Origin of the sequence: Pseudomonas sp. Root401 (assembly GCF_001425105.1) — a bacterium.
In the GTDB taxonomy this organism is placed as follows: domain Bacteria; phylum Pseudomonadota; class Gammaproteobacteria; order Pseudomonadales; family Pseudomonadaceae; genus Aquipseudomonas; species Aquipseudomonas brassicacearum.
On the sequence record NZ_LMDO01000005.1, the window covers coordinates 162545 to 178009 of the forward strand.

Genomic DNA, 15465 nt, shown 5'->3' on the forward strand with positions numbered 1-15465 from the left:
CATGACCCAGACCCACGGAATTGTCTTCGCCGCCCCCGGCACACCCGACGTCATGGAGTTGCGCAAATACCCGCTGCATACTGCCGGCCCTGAAGAAATCACTGTGGCCATCGAAGCCGCCGGCGTGAATTTCATCGACCTGCACAGGCGCTCCGGCGCGCTGGACGATGGCTCGGCCTTCCCCAGAGGCTTAGGCATGGAAGGTGCGGGACGTGTCGTCGAATGTGGATCGCAGGTGGAAGGCTTGGCCATTGGTGATCGAGTGGCCTTCGTCGACAGCTCGACCGGCAGCTACGCCGGTCACGCGGTCGTTCGCGCTTCGCGGGCGATACGCCTGCCCGATGAGGTGCCGAGCGAAGTCGCGGCAGGCGTCATATTCAAAGGGTTGACGGCCGAATACCTGACGCATCGCTGCGTGCCGCTGGCGCCTGGTGACTTTGTGGTATGGCACGCGGCGGCGGGCGGCGTGGGCAGCATTGCCACAAGCTGGCTGGTCGCTCGCGGGGTGCGCGTGATAGGTCTCGCTTCGACCGAAGCCAAACGCCGCCAGGTTCTGGATGCAGGGTGCATCGCGGCCCTCGACGCCGAAGCGCCAGACACACTTGGATTGATCCGTGAATTGACTGGTGGCAAAGGCGCCCATGTCGTGTTCGACTCCACCGGCAAAGATACCGTAGAGCTGTCATTGGCGAGTTTGCGCCCGCGCGGCCACCTCGTGTTGTTTGGCAATGCTTCGGGCGACGTGACGGATTTCAACCTGTCCCGCCTCGGGCAAATGGGCTCGCTGCATGTGACGCGGCCGTCGTTGAAGCATTACATCGGCGACAACGCTGAATTGACCCGCGCGGCCGCGCGGGTGCTGCAAGCGATGTCCAGCGGCGCGATTCGTTTGCCGCGAATAACGCACTTTCCCCTCGCGCTGGCTGCCCAGACCCACTGCGTCATGCAATACCGCCAAACCCAGGGTTCATTGATTCTGGTGCCATGACCTGGCGGTAAGACGGCCATCAGTGCAGGCGACCGCTTTGCCGTGAAACAGCTCCGTCAGATACTCCACCACTCGATCAACGCGGCTCACACCCTGGGTCGCCTGATTGCGCAGCAACCAGATTTCCGAGCTACGCGCAGGGCGATTGGCCAATACCTGGCACAGACCGGACTGATGTCCGACATAGACGGGTAACGCGGCAATCCCCAGATTGGCTTCGACGGCCTTGAGCTGCGCATTCAGGTTTGAAACGCGCATCCACAGCCTCTGGTCTCCGGCCATTTCGTTCAACCATTGGGCGAGCGGCATATACGACATTTCTTCGGTCCAGCCGATCAGGCTGTGGTGCTTGAGGTCGGCGGGCTCGGCCGGCAGACCGTTGGCATCGGCATACGCCTGGGAACAGAAAAGCCCCTGCATCAGTGTCCCGACCCGGCGCATGGTGAAGTTACCGTTCTCCGGTCTGCGCAAGCGGATAATGATGTCGCTGTGGCTCTGTGTGAGTTTCGATGACACCGCCGAGTTAATGAAGTCGAAGCTGATCTCGGGGTGCTGATCATGAAATGCCGCGAGTTGCGGAATGATCAAGTGCGTGCCCATTAGTTCCGGACAATCAATTCGCACCTGCCCCGCCATCCGATCACCCGGTTGCGACATCTGCCGCTCGATCAGTTTGAAACGCTCCTCCGTTTCCAGTGCCAATGGCAGCAACGCCCTCCCCGCTTCAGTCAGGAAGTAGCCGTTAGTCTTCTTCGAAAACAATACCGTACCGAGCGATTCCTCAAGCGCCGCGATCTTGCGCGACACCGTCGAGGCCGAAACCTTGAGCGAAATTCCGGCCTCGGTCACGTTGTTCGATTTAGCGACGAAGATAAAAACCTTCAGATCATCCCAATCCATGTCGATGACATACCCAAAAATGGAAAATCGATCCCCACCTATTTCTATTCGAAATATCCAGAGGCCACGTTACAGTTTTTGCATGGAGCAAAACCCTAGAGGAGACATGGATGATACGTAACTCAATGCGCGCCCTTCCAGGGTTCATGCAGCCGTTTCTGAGTTGGCTGACAGCCAAGCCTCTCCCCGAAGATCTCGATAAAGTCCGTCCTCTGAAGCCGCTCCACCATATCGTTGTGTCGGCGGGATTAATAGCCGGCGGCGCGCTGTTGGCCGGTATCGGTTATTCGCAGGCCAGCATTGCGCTGTGGCTGCTGGGCTTTGTCCTGGCCACCGGTGGCATCAAGCAGATGCAAGTGATGATCTGCCACAACTGCGCCCATGACATGGTCTTCGAATCGCGCGAGACCAATATGACCGTCGGCCGGATCATTTCCGGCGTCCTGATGCTCAAACCCTTCGATACCTACAAGAGCGAACACGCTCTGCATCACAGTTCGAAAACGCTGCTGACCGACGACGATGACACCCTCTCCTACCTGCAAAGTGTGGTGGGGTTAAAACCGTCCGACAGCATCGCCACCCTGTGGACCAAACTGGTCTCGACCGCGCTGTCGCCACTGGCCGTGCTGCGCTCGTGCTGGGGCCGATTGAAAGGCACCGCCACGGCTGCAAACCGCCGAGTTGCAGGATTGACGCTGGTCTTCTGGGCGGGCCTTGCGCTGCTGTCGGCAGCCTTGGGTCATTTCGATCTGTTCATCGTGGCGTGGGTGATTCCGATCTTCGCCGGCTACCACATCAGCACCACATTTCGCCTGGCGGCCGAGCACACCTGGCCCAGCGTGGACGTGCTGGAACGACGCGGCATCGACTTCATTTGCGAGAGCACCACCGGCGTATTTATCGGCGAAGAACTGCGCATACCCGAAGGTGCGGGAACTGTTCGACGTTTCGCCCATATCAGCGTGTGGCTGATCAAGATGCTGGCGTTCCACTTGTTTGTCCGGGTGTTTGTGATGGTCGGCGATACACCTTGCCACGACTTTCATCACCGGCGCCCACGATCCAAAGACTGGCCGAACTACATTACTGCCCGCGAACGCGACAGGATCGAAGGTTCCAAACCCTTTCCCACGAACTACGCCGACAACTGGGGCTACATCAACTCGGTCACCACCAACTTTCGTAACTTTCAGCGGGCGCTCCCGTACTACGCAACCAGGACAGCAACTTAAAAGGGATTTAACGATGACTTTCAGCAAAACTGCTCTGCTCACCACCGTACCTTCGGACTCCCATAGCTGGAATCTGGTGTTCATGGAGTTCCTGCTCACTGACATGGGCTACAACGTCGAGAACCTGGGACCGAACACACCCATGGATGAGGTGATCGCGCGGCTCAACCGCCACGCCAGCGCCATGGTTGTCGTCAGCACGGTCAATGGCCATGGCTACATCGAAGGCGCTGAACTCGCGCGGCGTATTCGTAGCGAAACCAAACACACCGACGGGGTGTATATCGGCGGCAAGATCTGCACCGAAAACGATCCCCAGACCATTGCCCGACATAGCGACACACTGCGCGCCGCAGGTTTCGATGAGGTGTTCGACGACAGCGTGGCCAACAGCTTCGATGCCTTTCAGAAACTGGTGTCTGCCCAGTTGTATCCAGAGCATTACGTGGAGAAACGGGTCGCTCGCTGACCCGTAGCCCCTACCGATTCGCAGACAAAGGCAGATCAGGATGATCGATTTCAACACCCATGTTCTTGAACGCTTCAACGCGCATGGCCCGGTGCTCCAGCCGCGAATGGGCTTCAGTGACCCAGCCAGGATGCAAGCCGGTCTGAAAGCCACCGCAGCGAGCCGGGCGAATACTGTGTGCACCATCACGCTTGATGCGTTCACCCGAGTAAACAATCTTGAAGCCGCGCAACGGGCCATCGACAGCGAATCGATGCTCAACGGTTATCCGATCGTCAACCATCCGCTGGCGCAGACCCGTGCCATGATCGATCAGATTGATGCGCACTACCGTCTGCCGGTGCAGGTTCGTCATGGTTCACCCGACCCGTTGCACATTTTCAAGCGCATGGTCGAAGTCGGTCTGCCCACCACCGAGGGCGGGCCGATTTCCTATTGCCTGCCGTACAGTCGCACGCCGTTGCGCGAGGCGTTCGGTCACTGGGAGAAAGCCTGTCAGGTGCTGTCCAGCGGCGTCGACAACAGTCATATCGAAAGCTTCGCCGGCTGCATGATGGGGCAGATGTGCGACCCGGTGATTCTGGTGGCGCTAAATATTCTTGAAGGGTTGTTCTTGCGCGCCCATGGCATCAAGACGCTGTCGTTCTCCTACGCTCAAGGCACCTCGCCGGTGCAGGATCGTGCGGCGGTGACGGCCCTCCAACAACTCGCGGCCGAATATTTTGCACCGGGCAGCTATCACTTTGTCGGTTATGTGTTCATGGGGTTCTTCCCGCGCTCGCTTGGCGGTTTTTGCCGAATCACTGGCGATGCGCTGGCCATGATCCGCGCTACGGGTGTGCAGCGCGTGATCATCAAGACACCGGTGGAATCAAGGCGCATTCCTCGGATAGAGGAAAATATCGCGGCGCTGGAGTACTGCGACTACTGCCTGAACACCAACGGTGTCTTACCGCAGATTCCGTTCGATTCCCAGGAACACGGGCGCGTCCTGCGCGGCGCGAAACGCCTGATCGAAGGCGCGCTGGCCCACGACAGCAACTTGTCCGAAGCCCTGCTCGGCGCCTTCGACAGTAGTTTTCTGTCGATCCCCTACTGCCTGCACCCCGACAACAAACGCAGCGCCGGCACCGTACTGACGCCGGAAAACTATTACCACGGGTTCCAGGGCGAGCGGGTGGAAAATGCCTTCTCGTTTCTGGCGGCGCTGAGGCAGAACATCCGCACCTATGACTGCGTGCTTTGACGCTGGATCGAGGCCGTCATTACCAGGTTGAAGCGCTGTTGAAAATCAGCGCTATCGACAAGGCCACTATGCGAGCGTTCGACGAGACCTGCACGGCTGCGAACGGGGACTGCTTCAGCCCGGCGGGAGCAAGCCCCCTCGCCACAGGTTGATATCAGGGCGCAGGTGGGTGGCAGGCTTGATGGTTGGGTTTGGGAATCGCGAGCAAGCTCGCTCCCACATAGGGGGTTTGTGGTGTGTTGAAACTTTGGGTGCAGCCCGCCGCGTCCTTCGGTATTAATACACTTCCTCTCATGGACGCGAGCCCCGATGAAATTCGATACCGCCTACTGCCTCAGCCTCGATACCAAGCTTTCGATCTATGACGTTCGGGATCTGAATTTCGACGAGACCATGGCCTTCGATTCGGCCAAGGAGCGCTTTCAGTGCCCCAATGATGCCTGTCGGGCGGCGTTTGATGAGGACAATCGGCTGACGACGTTCAACGCCAAGAACGTCAATTACATCCGCACGCCACATTTCAAGAATCAGCCAACTACCCGGCATATCGAAGGCTGTCCTTATGTCAGTCCGAAAACGCCGGGGCTGGATGCGGAAAGTGTTGAGGCGGAAACGGATGACGACCGTGAGGAGCATTTTCCGTCGGAGCTGTTGCTGACTCGGCGTCAGTACGTGCGCAAGCCGTCCGATCCGTCGAAGGACGTTGAAGCAGCGACTCGGCCTACATCGCCCACCTTATCGTCCCACGGTGATGACGCTCATTCCGCCCATGATTCGACACCCGACAAGACCAGCGTCTTCGCCCACCCGGTGGAGTGTTTTGTGTCGAACTTCGCGGACAAGGACCTGCTCAAGCGCAAGTTGTTGAAGATTGGCGAGCACACCGCGCCCTATGGATCGTTCTTCAAGAAGATCGAATACTTGCAGGACAATAAGGGCTTGATTTACTGGGGCAAGATCAAGGAAATAAAGGATTACACGCAAAGCTTTCGTATCGATTTCGAACCCAAGGTCTGGTTCAAGCAACCGGACGAGGCGAAGAAGAAGCCTTACTCAGTCAACGTTTACCTGAGCAAGAAGCTGATCGATAACTACCGCAAGCGCAAAGCGTTCCTGGAAGAGATCAAGCATGCCGTCGACAGTGACGCGCCGTTGTATTGCTTCTTTTATGGCGTGACGCCGGCGTTGAAACAGGTGCCGAGCAAGAAGAACCCCGAAGAAACGTTCGGGGTGTTCAGTGCCAATATCGAGAACCTGGATCACTTCATTATTCGGGAGGCGCCGGGGCTGGCCGATAAGTGACTTCGCCTAGGCTAGCCGTGGTGCTAGGCCTTCTTCATTGCGCGTCTTGAGCAAGTTGACGTTCGAACGCCCGCATCTCCCGTTTCACTTCCATGCGCCGCTCACGTGCGGCCTGGGCGGCGGACTCATCCAAACCGCCATAACGCCGCAACCAGTGGACGATCATTTCTTCGTCCGGGTAGTAATAGTCCTTATGTCCCTTACTGCTTCTCGGGGTGTCATTCATACTGCCGTCGAAGCGCCCTGCAGAGAACTCATCTGAGGGTAACGTGCCCCATTCGGCGGCACAGTCCTCAAAAATCCAGGAAATCTCGTTGAGGTGCTTTTGCGCACCACGGTGGCCACGTTTATAAAAGATGTACTCACGACAATTTTCCTGGAAGCGCTCCATCATCGGTTCGTCATCGACCCAGCGAAGAAGATCATGCTGCCCTGCGTGGCGCATCAGGCCATTGATCCATCGCTCGGAAAATCGCTGAACAAAACCTTCGACGTCCGCTTTTTTAGCACCAGCGAAAATCATGCAGTAACGGGTTTGCACGTGGATGACGAACAACACATGTTTGCGCTGCACGGTGATCACGTGAACCAGCCACTGTTCGTCGAGCTCACCTAGCTCATCGCCCTCGATAACAGGTGATGGTGGTTTCTCTACCGGGGTGACTTTCTTACCTTTGCTCACACGGCTGAAAAAGTTGCTGGCCGCTTCGGTGCAGTTGAAGATCAGCATTCAAACTCTCGGAAAATATTAGAAACGCTAGGCGTCGTCGGCCCATTCAATCTCGAAGGGTTGGCGAACAGCATCAGAGACCCTTTCACGTAATTCCTCACTCAGAATCGTCAACTCCTGATCGCTCAGCAGATCGTACGCAATCAGCAATCTCAAAGATAAAGAGATGTCTCGACGTCGACCTACGTTGAACGCCATCGCCAAGCTCTTGTCCCGATCTCGCATGAGGCCGTAGAGCGTGCGATATCGAGCGTGAGCAGATAAAGCTCCGTTCTGGGCCACCGTCTGGGCATCCGAAAGTACGCCTTGGCAGAAGCGCTCCAGCGCCAGATCGCGGAGTTCCTCGTAATGCTTCCAGTCAGCGTCAGATATCGACATGCCACCCTCCTCAACAAGATATCGAGCAACACCATGCTGCGATTTATTGTATCGATATGCCCAGCATCACAATGACCAACAATCCAATATAAACCCAGGCATGAACCCCATCCGGTATCCGCCCGATCCATGGCGTAGCTAATCGAATCCCCACTAACGAGCCTAGTGTCAAAACCGCAAACGCCTGCAAATCCACATACCCGACAAACCACGGCCCCAAATCAAATTCGGTAAACCCGGCCATGGCCATGTAAGTCAACGTCCCGGCCACCGCAACCGGCAAACTCAGCGGGTTAGCCATGGACGTCGCGCGCGACATGTTCAGCCCGCAACGACGCAATAACGGGACCGTCATGACACTGCCACCCACACCCAGAAAAGTGGCGATGGCGCCGATGCTGATTCCGCCTGCCGATACCTCCGCCCTGCCCAATCGCCGTGGGATTACAGCGTCAGACTGTGTCAGAAAACCGCGTCTGAACAAGCAGTCCAGAATGGTCACGCCCAGATAAACGATGAAGGCATAGCGAATGACTTCGCTACTCGCCCACATCGCGGCAATGGCTCCAACGATAGCGCCCAGGCCGATGAAGCCGCCCAACGGCCACACGTAGTGGCGAATGAGGTTACCGGCGCGGTGATGCTTGGCGGTGGCGATCAGCGCGTTGACGATCATCACACAGGTCGAGGTGGCCACGGCGATGTGCATCGCCGACTGGCCAATAGGATCGTCAGCGCCGTGGCTGGCGGTGAGCATGCGGTATAGCAAGGGCACCACGACGAATCCGCCGCCGAAGCCGAACAACACAGCCGTCACACCACTCAGGCAGCCAAAGCAGGCAAGCAATACATAGAACATCGAGGCAAATCCGTGGAATAGGAGACACCCACAATAGGTAAGCGAAGCTTGGCCCGCCGTAGCAAACAGGCCAATAATGTTCGCGTTTACGCCAAGACGAGTGGCTCATCGATGCGCAACACTTCGATCGATTTATTGGATGCGACACCCAGGGCCGTGGTTGCCATTGGCACCGATTACGCCCATGGACAAGTGTTGCCGATGCATCGCCATCGCCGCGCACAGTTGCTCTATGGCGCCACCGGGGTGATGCAGGTCAGCACCGCGGACGGCAATTGGGTGGTGCCGCCGCAACGGGCGGTGTGGATTCCGCCCGGGGTTGCCCATGAGGTACTGATGCTGGGCGTCAGCACTCGAAGTTTGTATATCGAACCGGCCGCGGTAACGACCATGGACGCCCGTTGCCAGGTCATCAGCGTGTCACCGCTGATGCGCCAGTTGCTGATGGAAGCCGTGGAGCTTGTGCTGGACTATGACGAGGCTGGACGCGATGGTGCGCTGATCGATCTGCTGCTGCACGAACTGCTGCGCAGCGCCCATCTGCCACTGCACCTTCCGCTGCCCCAGGACCCGCGCCTGCTCGGCCTGTGCCAGGCATTTCTGAAACACCCGGACGCCCACGTCTCGCCCGTGCAATGGGCGGCGCAGTTGCCTATCAGCTTGCGCTCATTCAACCGCCTGTTCAGCCAGCAAACCGGGTTAAGTTTCAGCCAATGGCGACAACAAGCCTGCGTAATGTCGGCATTGTCCCGATTGGCCGTAGGCAATTCAGTGACCCGAATCGCCCTGGACCTGGGTTACGACAGCCCTGCGGCATTCTCCACGATGTTTCGTCGCGTACTGGGTCACGCCCCGAGCGCCTGGCTGGAGAAGACCGCCGGTCATTGATCAAGAAATGAGATTGATCGGGATTCAAAACAACTGTACAAAAACACAGTATTTTTTAATCCCACAGCTTTGGAGCCCCCCATGGCCTCTCTCGCAATCAAAACCACCCTGGAACGCATCGCTGTCTATCAATTCACCCCTGCCCACAGTGCACAGGCGCGAGCCATGCTGGGTTGGAGTGTCGAGGAACTGTCCCGCCAATCCGGCGTCTCGGTTCAGGCCATCCGCCGCTTCGAGGCTGGCGGCGAGTTGCTCGATGTCACTCGCCTGGCCCTGGCCTTTCGCCTGGAGGCCGAGGGCCTGGTGTTCTTCCCCGGCTTCGCACCGGGGCGCGGCATGAACATCAAGGGTGCGACGCCGGACCCGATGGGGCGCTCCGATTACGCCATGATTGAATAACGCCAAGCCTGTGAGTGCTAGGCGATACCGGCCTGGTCCTGGTACGCCGAGGGCTCCACGTCCAGCCACCAGGCGCGGCCACGTTGCGGCTGCGTCAGGGTGAATGCTTCGCCCATTTGCGGCGTGGCAATGTAAACATTGCGCTCCCAGGCCAGGGCCAGGATGCGATCGAAGGGTTCATACCAGGCATGCATCGCCAGGTCGAACGTACCGTTGTGGATCGGCAGCAGCCAACGGCCCTTGAGATCGATATGAGCCTGCAGGGTCTGCTCCGGTTGCATGTGGACATGGGGCCAATCGACGTTATAGGCGCCGGTTTCCATCAGCGTCAGGTCAAAGGGGCCATATCGCTCGCCGATGCGTTTGAAACCCTCGAAGTAGCCGGTGTCGCCGCTGAAGAAAATTCGCGTGGCGCCGTCGATCATCACCCACGAGGCCCACAAGGTGCTGTTGCTGTCGAACAGGCCGCGACCGGAAAAGTGCTGAGAGGGCGTGGCAATGAACTCGATACCGTCCACCTCGGTACCTTGCCACCAGTCCAGCTGACGCACCTTGTTGGCGTCGACGCCCCATTTGATCAGGGTGTCGCCCACACCAAGGGGCGCCAGGAAGTGGCGAGTCTTGGCCGCCAGCTTGAGGATGGCCTGATGATCGAGGTGGTCGTAATGATCGTGGGAAAGGATCACCGCTTCGATCGGCGGCAATTCTTCCAGGCTGATGGGCGGCTGATGAAAACGCTTAGGGCCGGCCCATTGCACGGGTGAGGCGCGCTCGGAGAACACCGGGTCCGTCAGCCAGAATTTATCCCGCAGCTTGAGCAATACGGTGGAATGGCCGAGGCGGAATGCGCTGTTGTTCGGCGCCGCCAGCAGCGCGGCGCGCGTCAGCGGTTGAACCTCGATGGCGCCAGCAGGCCGGGTGGTGCGCGGCTTGTGGAAGATCATGTTCCAGATGATGCGCAGGGTGGTGCCAAAGCCTTCCCGAGGTGTGAAGGCATGATTGCGAAACTTGCCCTGTTCATGCCGAGATGCGTCATGGCTGGACGGATTGTCGCTCGAAAGAGAGGGAATGGTCATGGTGCGATAACTCCAAGGACGTCGTCGCCATTGCGCTTCGTCGTTGTGGGACGCTGGATGGCCGTTGCATGCACGCTCAGCCGCTCGACTCAAAAACTACACCACTCGGTGTAGTTTCTAGATTGCATGAATCCCCGGAGCAAGTAAACTGCTGAGTGTAAGATCTCTCACTTCAACCGACGAATTGCCCATGACCGTACCGCAGCGCCTTACCGAACGAAAACGCGAAGCCATCCTCCAGGCCGCGATTGCTGAATTCCGTAGCAGCGGTTTCGAGATCACCAGCATGGACAAGATCGCGGCGACCGCCGGCGTATCGAAACGCACGGTGTATAACCATTTCCCGAGCAAGGAAGCGTTGTTTGCCGAAATTCTGAATCGGTTATGGAACAGCATTACTGCAGAACAGGACATGCCCTACAGCCCGCAAAAGCCGCTACGGGAGCAGCTTCAAACATTGCTGCAAGCCAAACTGCAGCTGCTGGCGGATGAGAATTTCCTCGACCTGGCGCGCATCGCCATCGCCGCCACCATTCATTCCCCCGAGCGAGCTCAGGACATGGTGTCGCGCATGGGCCAGCGTGAGGAAGGCCTGACGGCCTGGATTCGCCAAGCCCAAGCCGATGGCCGCTTGAAACCCGCAGAGCCGGCATTTGCCGCCCAGCAAATGCATGGGCTGCTCAAGACGTTCGCCTTCTGGCCACAGGTTTCGATGGGGCAACCCAGCCTGACCCAGGATGAGCAGGCCCAGGTGATCGAATCGGCCCTCGACATGTTCCTGAGCCGTTACCAGGCCTGATCAAGAGGTCCTGTAATGAAGGGTTATTGCGTCGTTGGGTTGTGCACGACCTTCTGGTGCATTTCAGTGGTCAAGTTGTCGATACGCTCGGTCAATGCCTTGGTCATTTCCGTCAGGCGGGTGTTCTGCTCCAACAATTCGAGCAACTGCGCCGTATTCTGCGCGGCCTGGGCCTGGCGCTCGCTGTTGGCGACGGCCAAGGCTTCGCGATGCTGGGCATCGGCTTCCGCCTGGGCTTTGTCCCGAGCGGCCTGGCGGGTTTGCGCCAGCAAAATCAGCGGCGCGGCATAGGCCGACTGCAGGCTGAACGCCAGATTCAGCAAAATGAACGGGTAAGCATCGAAATGAAAGACCCCCACCAGGTTCAGACTGATCCATAGCAACACGATCAGGGTTTGCGCACCGAGGAACATCGGCGTCCCGAAAAAACGCGCGAACGCCTCCGCTCTCAGCGCAAAGCGGTCATTGCCAAAGGTCGGCGCCAGATGCGCGTGAGGGCGATGAAAGCGCAAGTGGTCAACGGGTGCGGCGGGAGTGGGTTGGGAAGACTTCGTCATCGTGATGTTCTCTGCCAAGGGCTGGTGCTCAAGGCACTATAACCGTTGGGGGAACGTCATCCATTGAGCCATGCACACCTTGCCCGTTAAAAGTCAGCGCCAGCGCAGATTGCGTCCCAGCTCATCGAACAAGCTCACCACCGAGCGCAAGGCCCGGCAGTCGGGGCGGGTCAGGAGCCACAGGGCTGTGTCATACCCCTCCAGCGGTTCGCCAAGGGGCATCAGGCCTTGGTGTTCATCGATCAGAAAGTCCGGCAGCGCCGCCACACCCAAGCCAGCTCGCACCAGTTCGGTAACCGAGAGCATGCTGTTGCAGCGATAGGCGGGCACCACGCCGGGGAGATGCTGGCGGCGCCAGGCTACGGTGGGGTGATCCGGGAGAAAATCGTCCGGCGCGATCCAGGTCATGGAAGCCAGGTCATCCGTATTCGCCGAGCGCAGGTAGGTGGCGCTGGCACATACCCGGTAAGCCACATTGCCCAGGTTGCGACCAACCAGGTGCTCCGGCGGCGTACGGGTCAGGCGCAACGCAATGTCGGCATCGCGGCGGCTCAGGTTGGCGAAGTCGTTGGAGGTGCTCAGCTCAAGGGTCAAGGCCGGATAAGCGGGCATGAAGCGCGCCAGCGCAGGCAGCAATAAGGCTTGCAGGACCGAGTCGCTGCACGTCAGGCGTACCGTCCCGCTGATGACCTCGCCGCCCTGCTCTACACCCACCCGCGCCGCCTCCAAGGCCTGTTCGGCACGCTCGGCTTGCTCGGCCAGTGCCTGGGCCAGGCTCGTGGGCAAGTACCCGGAACGGCTTTTTTCGAACAAGGGCTGGCCCAGGGCCGCCTCCAGCCGACGTACCGAACGAAACACCGTGGACACGTCCACCTGCAGCAGCCGTGCGGCACGGGCCAGTGTGCCGCCACGGACCAGTGCGAGGATCAGGGACAGGTCGGGATAGTCCAGACGATAGTGCGCTGCTGCATTGATCACTTGGATAAACGCCAATATTGATTGCGTGAACGCCAATCTATAGTGGCGACCAGGAATCAACAAGCGGCGAGTCTCTCATGGAAAAACAGCGTCCTTTACACATCGCCCTGGTCGGCGACCACGACCCACACATCACCGCTCACCGCGCGATCCCCATCGCACTTGAGCTGGCCGGCGGGCAAACCGGCCATGACATTCGCGTCCAATGGCTGGCAACGCCGCTCATCGCCGACAACGCAGTGCTGGAGGATTTCGACGGTATCTGGTGCGTGCCGGGCAGCCCCTACCAAAACGAAGCCGGTGCCTTGCAAGCGATTCGTTTTGCCCGCGAACAGCGTCGCCCTTTCCTGGGCACCTGCGGTGGTTTTCAACATGCCGTGCTGGAATACGCCCGCAACGTGATGGGTTGGGCCGACGCCGCCCATGGCGAAACCGACCCCGAGGCTGAACGGGCACTGCTGACGCCGTTGAGCTGCGCGTTGGTCGAAACCATCGACAGCCTTCAGCTCGATGCGGACTCGTTGATTGCCAAGGCCTATGGCCGCCTGATGGTATTCGAGGGCTACCATTGCCGCTTCGGGGTCAACCCGGATTTTGAAAAGGACTTGCTCGATCAGCGCCTGCACCCCGTCGCCCGGGACCCGGCCGGCGGCCTGCGAGCGGTGGAGCTGCTGGACCATCCGTTCTTCGTCGCCACGCTGTTCCAGCCTGAACGTGCCGCATTGGAAGGGCGCGTGCCGCCGCTGGTCAACGCGTTTGTCGAAGCCTGCGCCAGGACAACGCCATGAGTGCCCATTACTACGCCGTGATTTTCACCTCCCTGCGCACCGAGGGGGACCAAGACTACGCCGAAGCCGCCGAGCGTATGCTGGCCTTGGTTCAAGAGCAGCCAGGGTTTCTCGGTGTCGAATCGGCGCGTGGCGAAGATGGTCTGGGGATTACCGTGTCCTATTGGAGCGATGAAGCTGCGATCCTGGCCTGGAAGCAGCATCCCGAACACAGCGCGATCCGTGAGCGCGGCCGCTCCACCTGGTATACCCATTGCCATACGAGGGTGTGCAAGGTCGAACGCGACTATGCCTTCCAACGCCAAACCTGATGCCAGGATACAGAACCTGATGTAGAAGCAGGGTGTTCACAGATCCTGCCTTCAGCACAAATCCTCTGTGGGAGCTGAGCTTGCTCGCGATGGCGGTGGGTCAGCTTGCAGCGATGTTGAATGTGCCACCGCCATCGCGGGCAAGCCTTGCTCCCACATTGACTCTCGAGGGGGGTAGAGATCCTGCCTTCACCACAAATCCCTGTGGGAGCTGAGCTTGCTCGCGATGGCGGTGGGTCAGCTTGCAGCGATGTTGAATGTGCCACCGCCATCGCGGGCAAGCCTTGCTCCCACATTGAMTCTCGAGGGGGGTARAGATCCTGCCTTCAGCACAAATCCTCTGTGGGAGCTGAGCTTGCTCGCGATGACGGTGGGTCAGCTTGCAGCGATGTTGAATGTGCCACCGCCATCGCGGGCAAGCCTTGCTCCCACATTGACTCTCGAGGGGGGTAAAGATCCTGCCTTCAGCACAAATCCTCTGTGGGAGCTGAGCTTGCTCGCGATGNCATCGCGGGCAAGCCTTGCTCCCACATTGACTCTCGAGGGGGGTAAAGATCCTGCCTTCAGCACAAATCCTCTGTGGGAGCTGAGCTTGCTCGCGATGGCGGTGGGTCAGCTTGCAGCGATGTTGAATGTGCCACCGCCATCGCAGGCAAGCCTTGCTCCCACATTGACTCTCGAGGGGGGGTAGAGATCCTGCCTTCAGCACAAATCCTCTGTGGGAGCTGAGCTTGCTCGCGATGGCGGTGGGTCAACTTGCAGCGATGTTGAATNCTGTGGGAGCTGAGCTTGCTCGCGATGGCGGTGGGTCAGCTTGCAGCGATGTTGAATGTGCCACCGCCATCGCGGGCAAGCCTTGCTCCCACATTGACTCTCGAGGGGGGGTAGAGATCCTGCCTTCAGCACAAATCCTCTGTGGGAGCTGAGCTTGCTCGCGATGGCGGTGGGTCAACTTGCAGCGATGTTGAATGTGCCACCGCCATCGCGGGCAAGCCTTGCTCCCACACTGAATCTCGAGGGGGGGTAGAGATCCTGCCTTCAGCACAAATCCCCTGTGGGAGCTGAGCTTGCTCGCGATGGCGGTGGGTCAGCTTGCAGCGATGTTGAATGTGCCACCGCCATCGCGGGCAAGCCTTGCTCCCACATTGNCCCTGTGGGAGCTGAGCTTGCTCGCGATGGCGGTGGGTCAGCTTGCAGCGATGTTGAATGTGCCACCGCCATCGCGGGCAAGCCTTGCTCCCACATTGAATCTCGAGGGGGGTAGAGATCCTGCCTTCAGCACAAATCCCCTGTGGGAGCTGAGCTTGCTCCCACACTGAATCTCGAGGGGGGGTAGAGATCCTGCCTTCASCACAAATCCTCTGTGGGAGCTGAGCTTGCTCGCGATGGCGGTGGGTCARCTTGCAGCGATGTTGAATGTGCCACCGCCATCGCGGGCAAGCCTTGCTTCCACACTGAATCTCGAGGGGGGGGTAGAGATCCCGCCTTCACCACAAATCCCTGTGGGAGCTGAGCTTGCTCGCGATGGCGGTGGGTCAGCTTGCAGCGATGTTGAATGTGCC

Annotated in this window: 17 protein-coding genes; 10 read left to right on the plus strand and 7 right to left on the minus strand. The window is 59.0% G+C overall.

The features are described 5' to 3' along the window. Window position 1: 1 nt before the first annotated feature. Window positions 2-988, plus strand: coding sequence for a quinone oxidoreductase family protein (locus ASC85_RS06250; RefSeq protein ID WP_082534326.1), 987 nt, complete (start codon window positions 2-4; stop codon window positions 986-988). Here the strand turns inward: ASC85_RS06250 and ASC85_RS06255 are convergent. Next, window positions 968-1888, minus strand: a complete 921-nt coding sequence (locus ASC85_RS06255; protein WP_057448656.1) for a LysR family transcriptional regulator — start codon at window positions 1886-1888, stop codon at window positions 968-970. The genes ASC85_RS06250 and ASC85_RS06255 overlap by 21 nt on opposite strands. Window positions 1889-2013: 125 nt before the next feature. Between ASC85_RS06255 and ASC85_RS06260 the strand changes: the two genes are divergently transcribed. From ASC85_RS06260 to ASC85_RS06275, 4 genes are all read left to right on the plus strand, one after another. Continuing rightward, a complete protein-coding gene (locus tag ASC85_RS06260; RefSeq protein ID WP_177343161.1) occupies window positions 2014-3123 on the plus strand; it encodes a fatty acid desaturase in 1110 nt (369 codons plus the stop codon). A 13-nt stretch (window positions 3124-3136) separates the two neighbouring features. Then, complete coding sequence (locus ASC85_RS06265; RefSeq protein ID WP_057448657.1) at window positions 3137-3592, plus strand: cobalamin B12-binding domain-containing protein; 456 nt, start codon at window positions 3137-3139, stop codon at window positions 3590-3592. 40 nt (window positions 3593-3632) lie between these two features. After that, window positions 3633-4838, plus strand: coding sequence for a methylaspartate mutase (locus tag ASC85_RS06270; protein WP_057448658.1), 1206 nt, complete (start codon window positions 3633-3635; stop codon window positions 4836-4838). A 309-nt stretch (window positions 4839-5147) separates the two neighbouring features. Further along, window positions 5148-6140 carry a hypothetical protein gene (locus ASC85_RS06275; RefSeq protein WP_057448659.1) on the plus strand — a complete coding sequence of 331 codons (993 nt, stop codon included), beginning with the start codon at window positions 5148-5150 and terminating at the stop codon, window positions 6138-6140. Window positions 6141-6174: 34 nt separating this feature from the next. Here ASC85_RS06275 and ASC85_RS06280 read toward each other — a convergent pair whose 3' ends face one another. Genes ASC85_RS06280 through ASC85_RS06290 form a run of 3 tightly spaced genes read right to left on the minus strand, consistent with a single transcriptional unit; the run spans window position 6175 to window position 8107 of the window. Continuing rightward, window positions 6175-6870, minus strand: coding sequence for a DUF6933 domain-containing protein (locus tag ASC85_RS06280; protein WP_024617073.1), 696 nt, complete (start codon window positions 6868-6870; stop codon window positions 6175-6177). A 27-nt stretch (window positions 6871-6897) separates the two neighbouring features. Next, on the minus strand, window positions 6898-7248 hold the full coding sequence (locus tag ASC85_RS06285) for a hypothetical protein (protein ID WP_041476106.1): 351 nt from the start codon (window positions 7246-7248) through the stop codon (window positions 6898-6900). A 43-nt stretch (window positions 7249-7291) separates the two neighbouring features. Next, the gene (locus tag ASC85_RS06290; RefSeq protein ID WP_057448660.1) at window positions 7292-8107 is read right to left on the minus strand and encodes a sulfite exporter TauE/SafE family protein; all 816 of its coding nucleotides are present in this window, start codon (window positions 8105-8107) and stop codon (window positions 7292-7294) included. Between the two features lie 111 nt (window positions 8108-8218). On the opposite strand from ASC85_RS06290, the gene ASC85_RS06295 reads away from it, so the two are divergent. Together ASC85_RS06295 and ASC85_RS06300 are read left to right on the plus strand one after the other, a co-directional pair. Further along, complete coding sequence (locus ASC85_RS06295; protein WP_057448661.1) at window positions 8219-8995, plus strand: AraC family transcriptional regulator; 777 nt, start codon at window positions 8219-8221, stop codon at window positions 8993-8995. A gap of 81 nt (window positions 8996-9076) precedes the next feature. Next, window positions 9077-9394: a helix-turn-helix domain-containing protein gene (locus tag ASC85_RS06300; protein WP_003204826.1), complete on the plus strand. Its 318-nt coding sequence runs from the start codon at window positions 9077-9079 to the stop codon at window positions 9392-9394. Between the two features lie 17 nt (window positions 9395-9411). On the opposite strand, the gene ASC85_RS06305 is transcribed toward ASC85_RS06300, so the two are convergent. Beyond that, a complete protein-coding gene (locus ASC85_RS06305; RefSeq protein WP_057448662.1) occupies window positions 9412-10470 on the minus strand; it encodes an MBL fold metallo-hydrolase in 1059 nt (352 codons plus the stop codon). 190 nt (window positions 10471-10660) lie between these two features. Here ASC85_RS06305 and ASC85_RS06310 point away from each other — a divergent pair, with 190 nt between their 5' ends. Then, window positions 10661-11269, plus strand: coding sequence for a TetR/AcrR family transcriptional regulator (locus ASC85_RS06310; RefSeq protein WP_057448663.1), 609 nt, complete (start codon window positions 10661-10663; stop codon window positions 11267-11269). Window positions 11270-11292: 23 nt separating this feature from the next. Here the strand turns inward: ASC85_RS06310 and ASC85_RS06315 are convergent, their stop codons facing one another. After that, entirely contained in the window at window positions 11293-11826 is a 534-nt protein-coding gene (locus ASC85_RS06315) for a DUF1003 domain-containing protein (protein WP_057448664.1), read from the minus strand. Between the two features lie 93 nt (window positions 11827-11919). After that, window positions 11920-12867 carry a LysR family transcriptional regulator gene (locus ASC85_RS06320; RefSeq protein ID WP_057448665.1) on the minus strand — a complete coding sequence of 316 codons (948 nt, stop codon included), beginning with the start codon at window positions 12865-12867 and terminating at the stop codon, window positions 11920-11922. 14 nt (window positions 12868-12881) lie between these two features. Between ASC85_RS06320 and ASC85_RS06325 the strand changes: the two genes are divergently transcribed. Both ASC85_RS06325 and ASC85_RS06330 read left to right on the plus strand, forming a co-directional pair. Beyond that, window positions 12882-13592 (plus strand): CTP synthase C-terminal region-related (seleno)protein, encoded by a 711-nt coding sequence (locus ASC85_RS06325; RefSeq protein WP_057448666.1) that lies wholly within the window; start codon window positions 12882-12884, stop codon window positions 13590-13592. After that, entirely contained in the window at window positions 13589-13903 is a 315-nt protein-coding gene (locus ASC85_RS06330) for an antibiotic biosynthesis monooxygenase family protein (protein WP_057448667.1), read from the plus strand. Before ASC85_RS06325 ends, ASC85_RS06330 begins: the two co-directional genes overlap by 4 nt. Window positions 13904-15465 lie beyond the last annotated feature (1562 nt).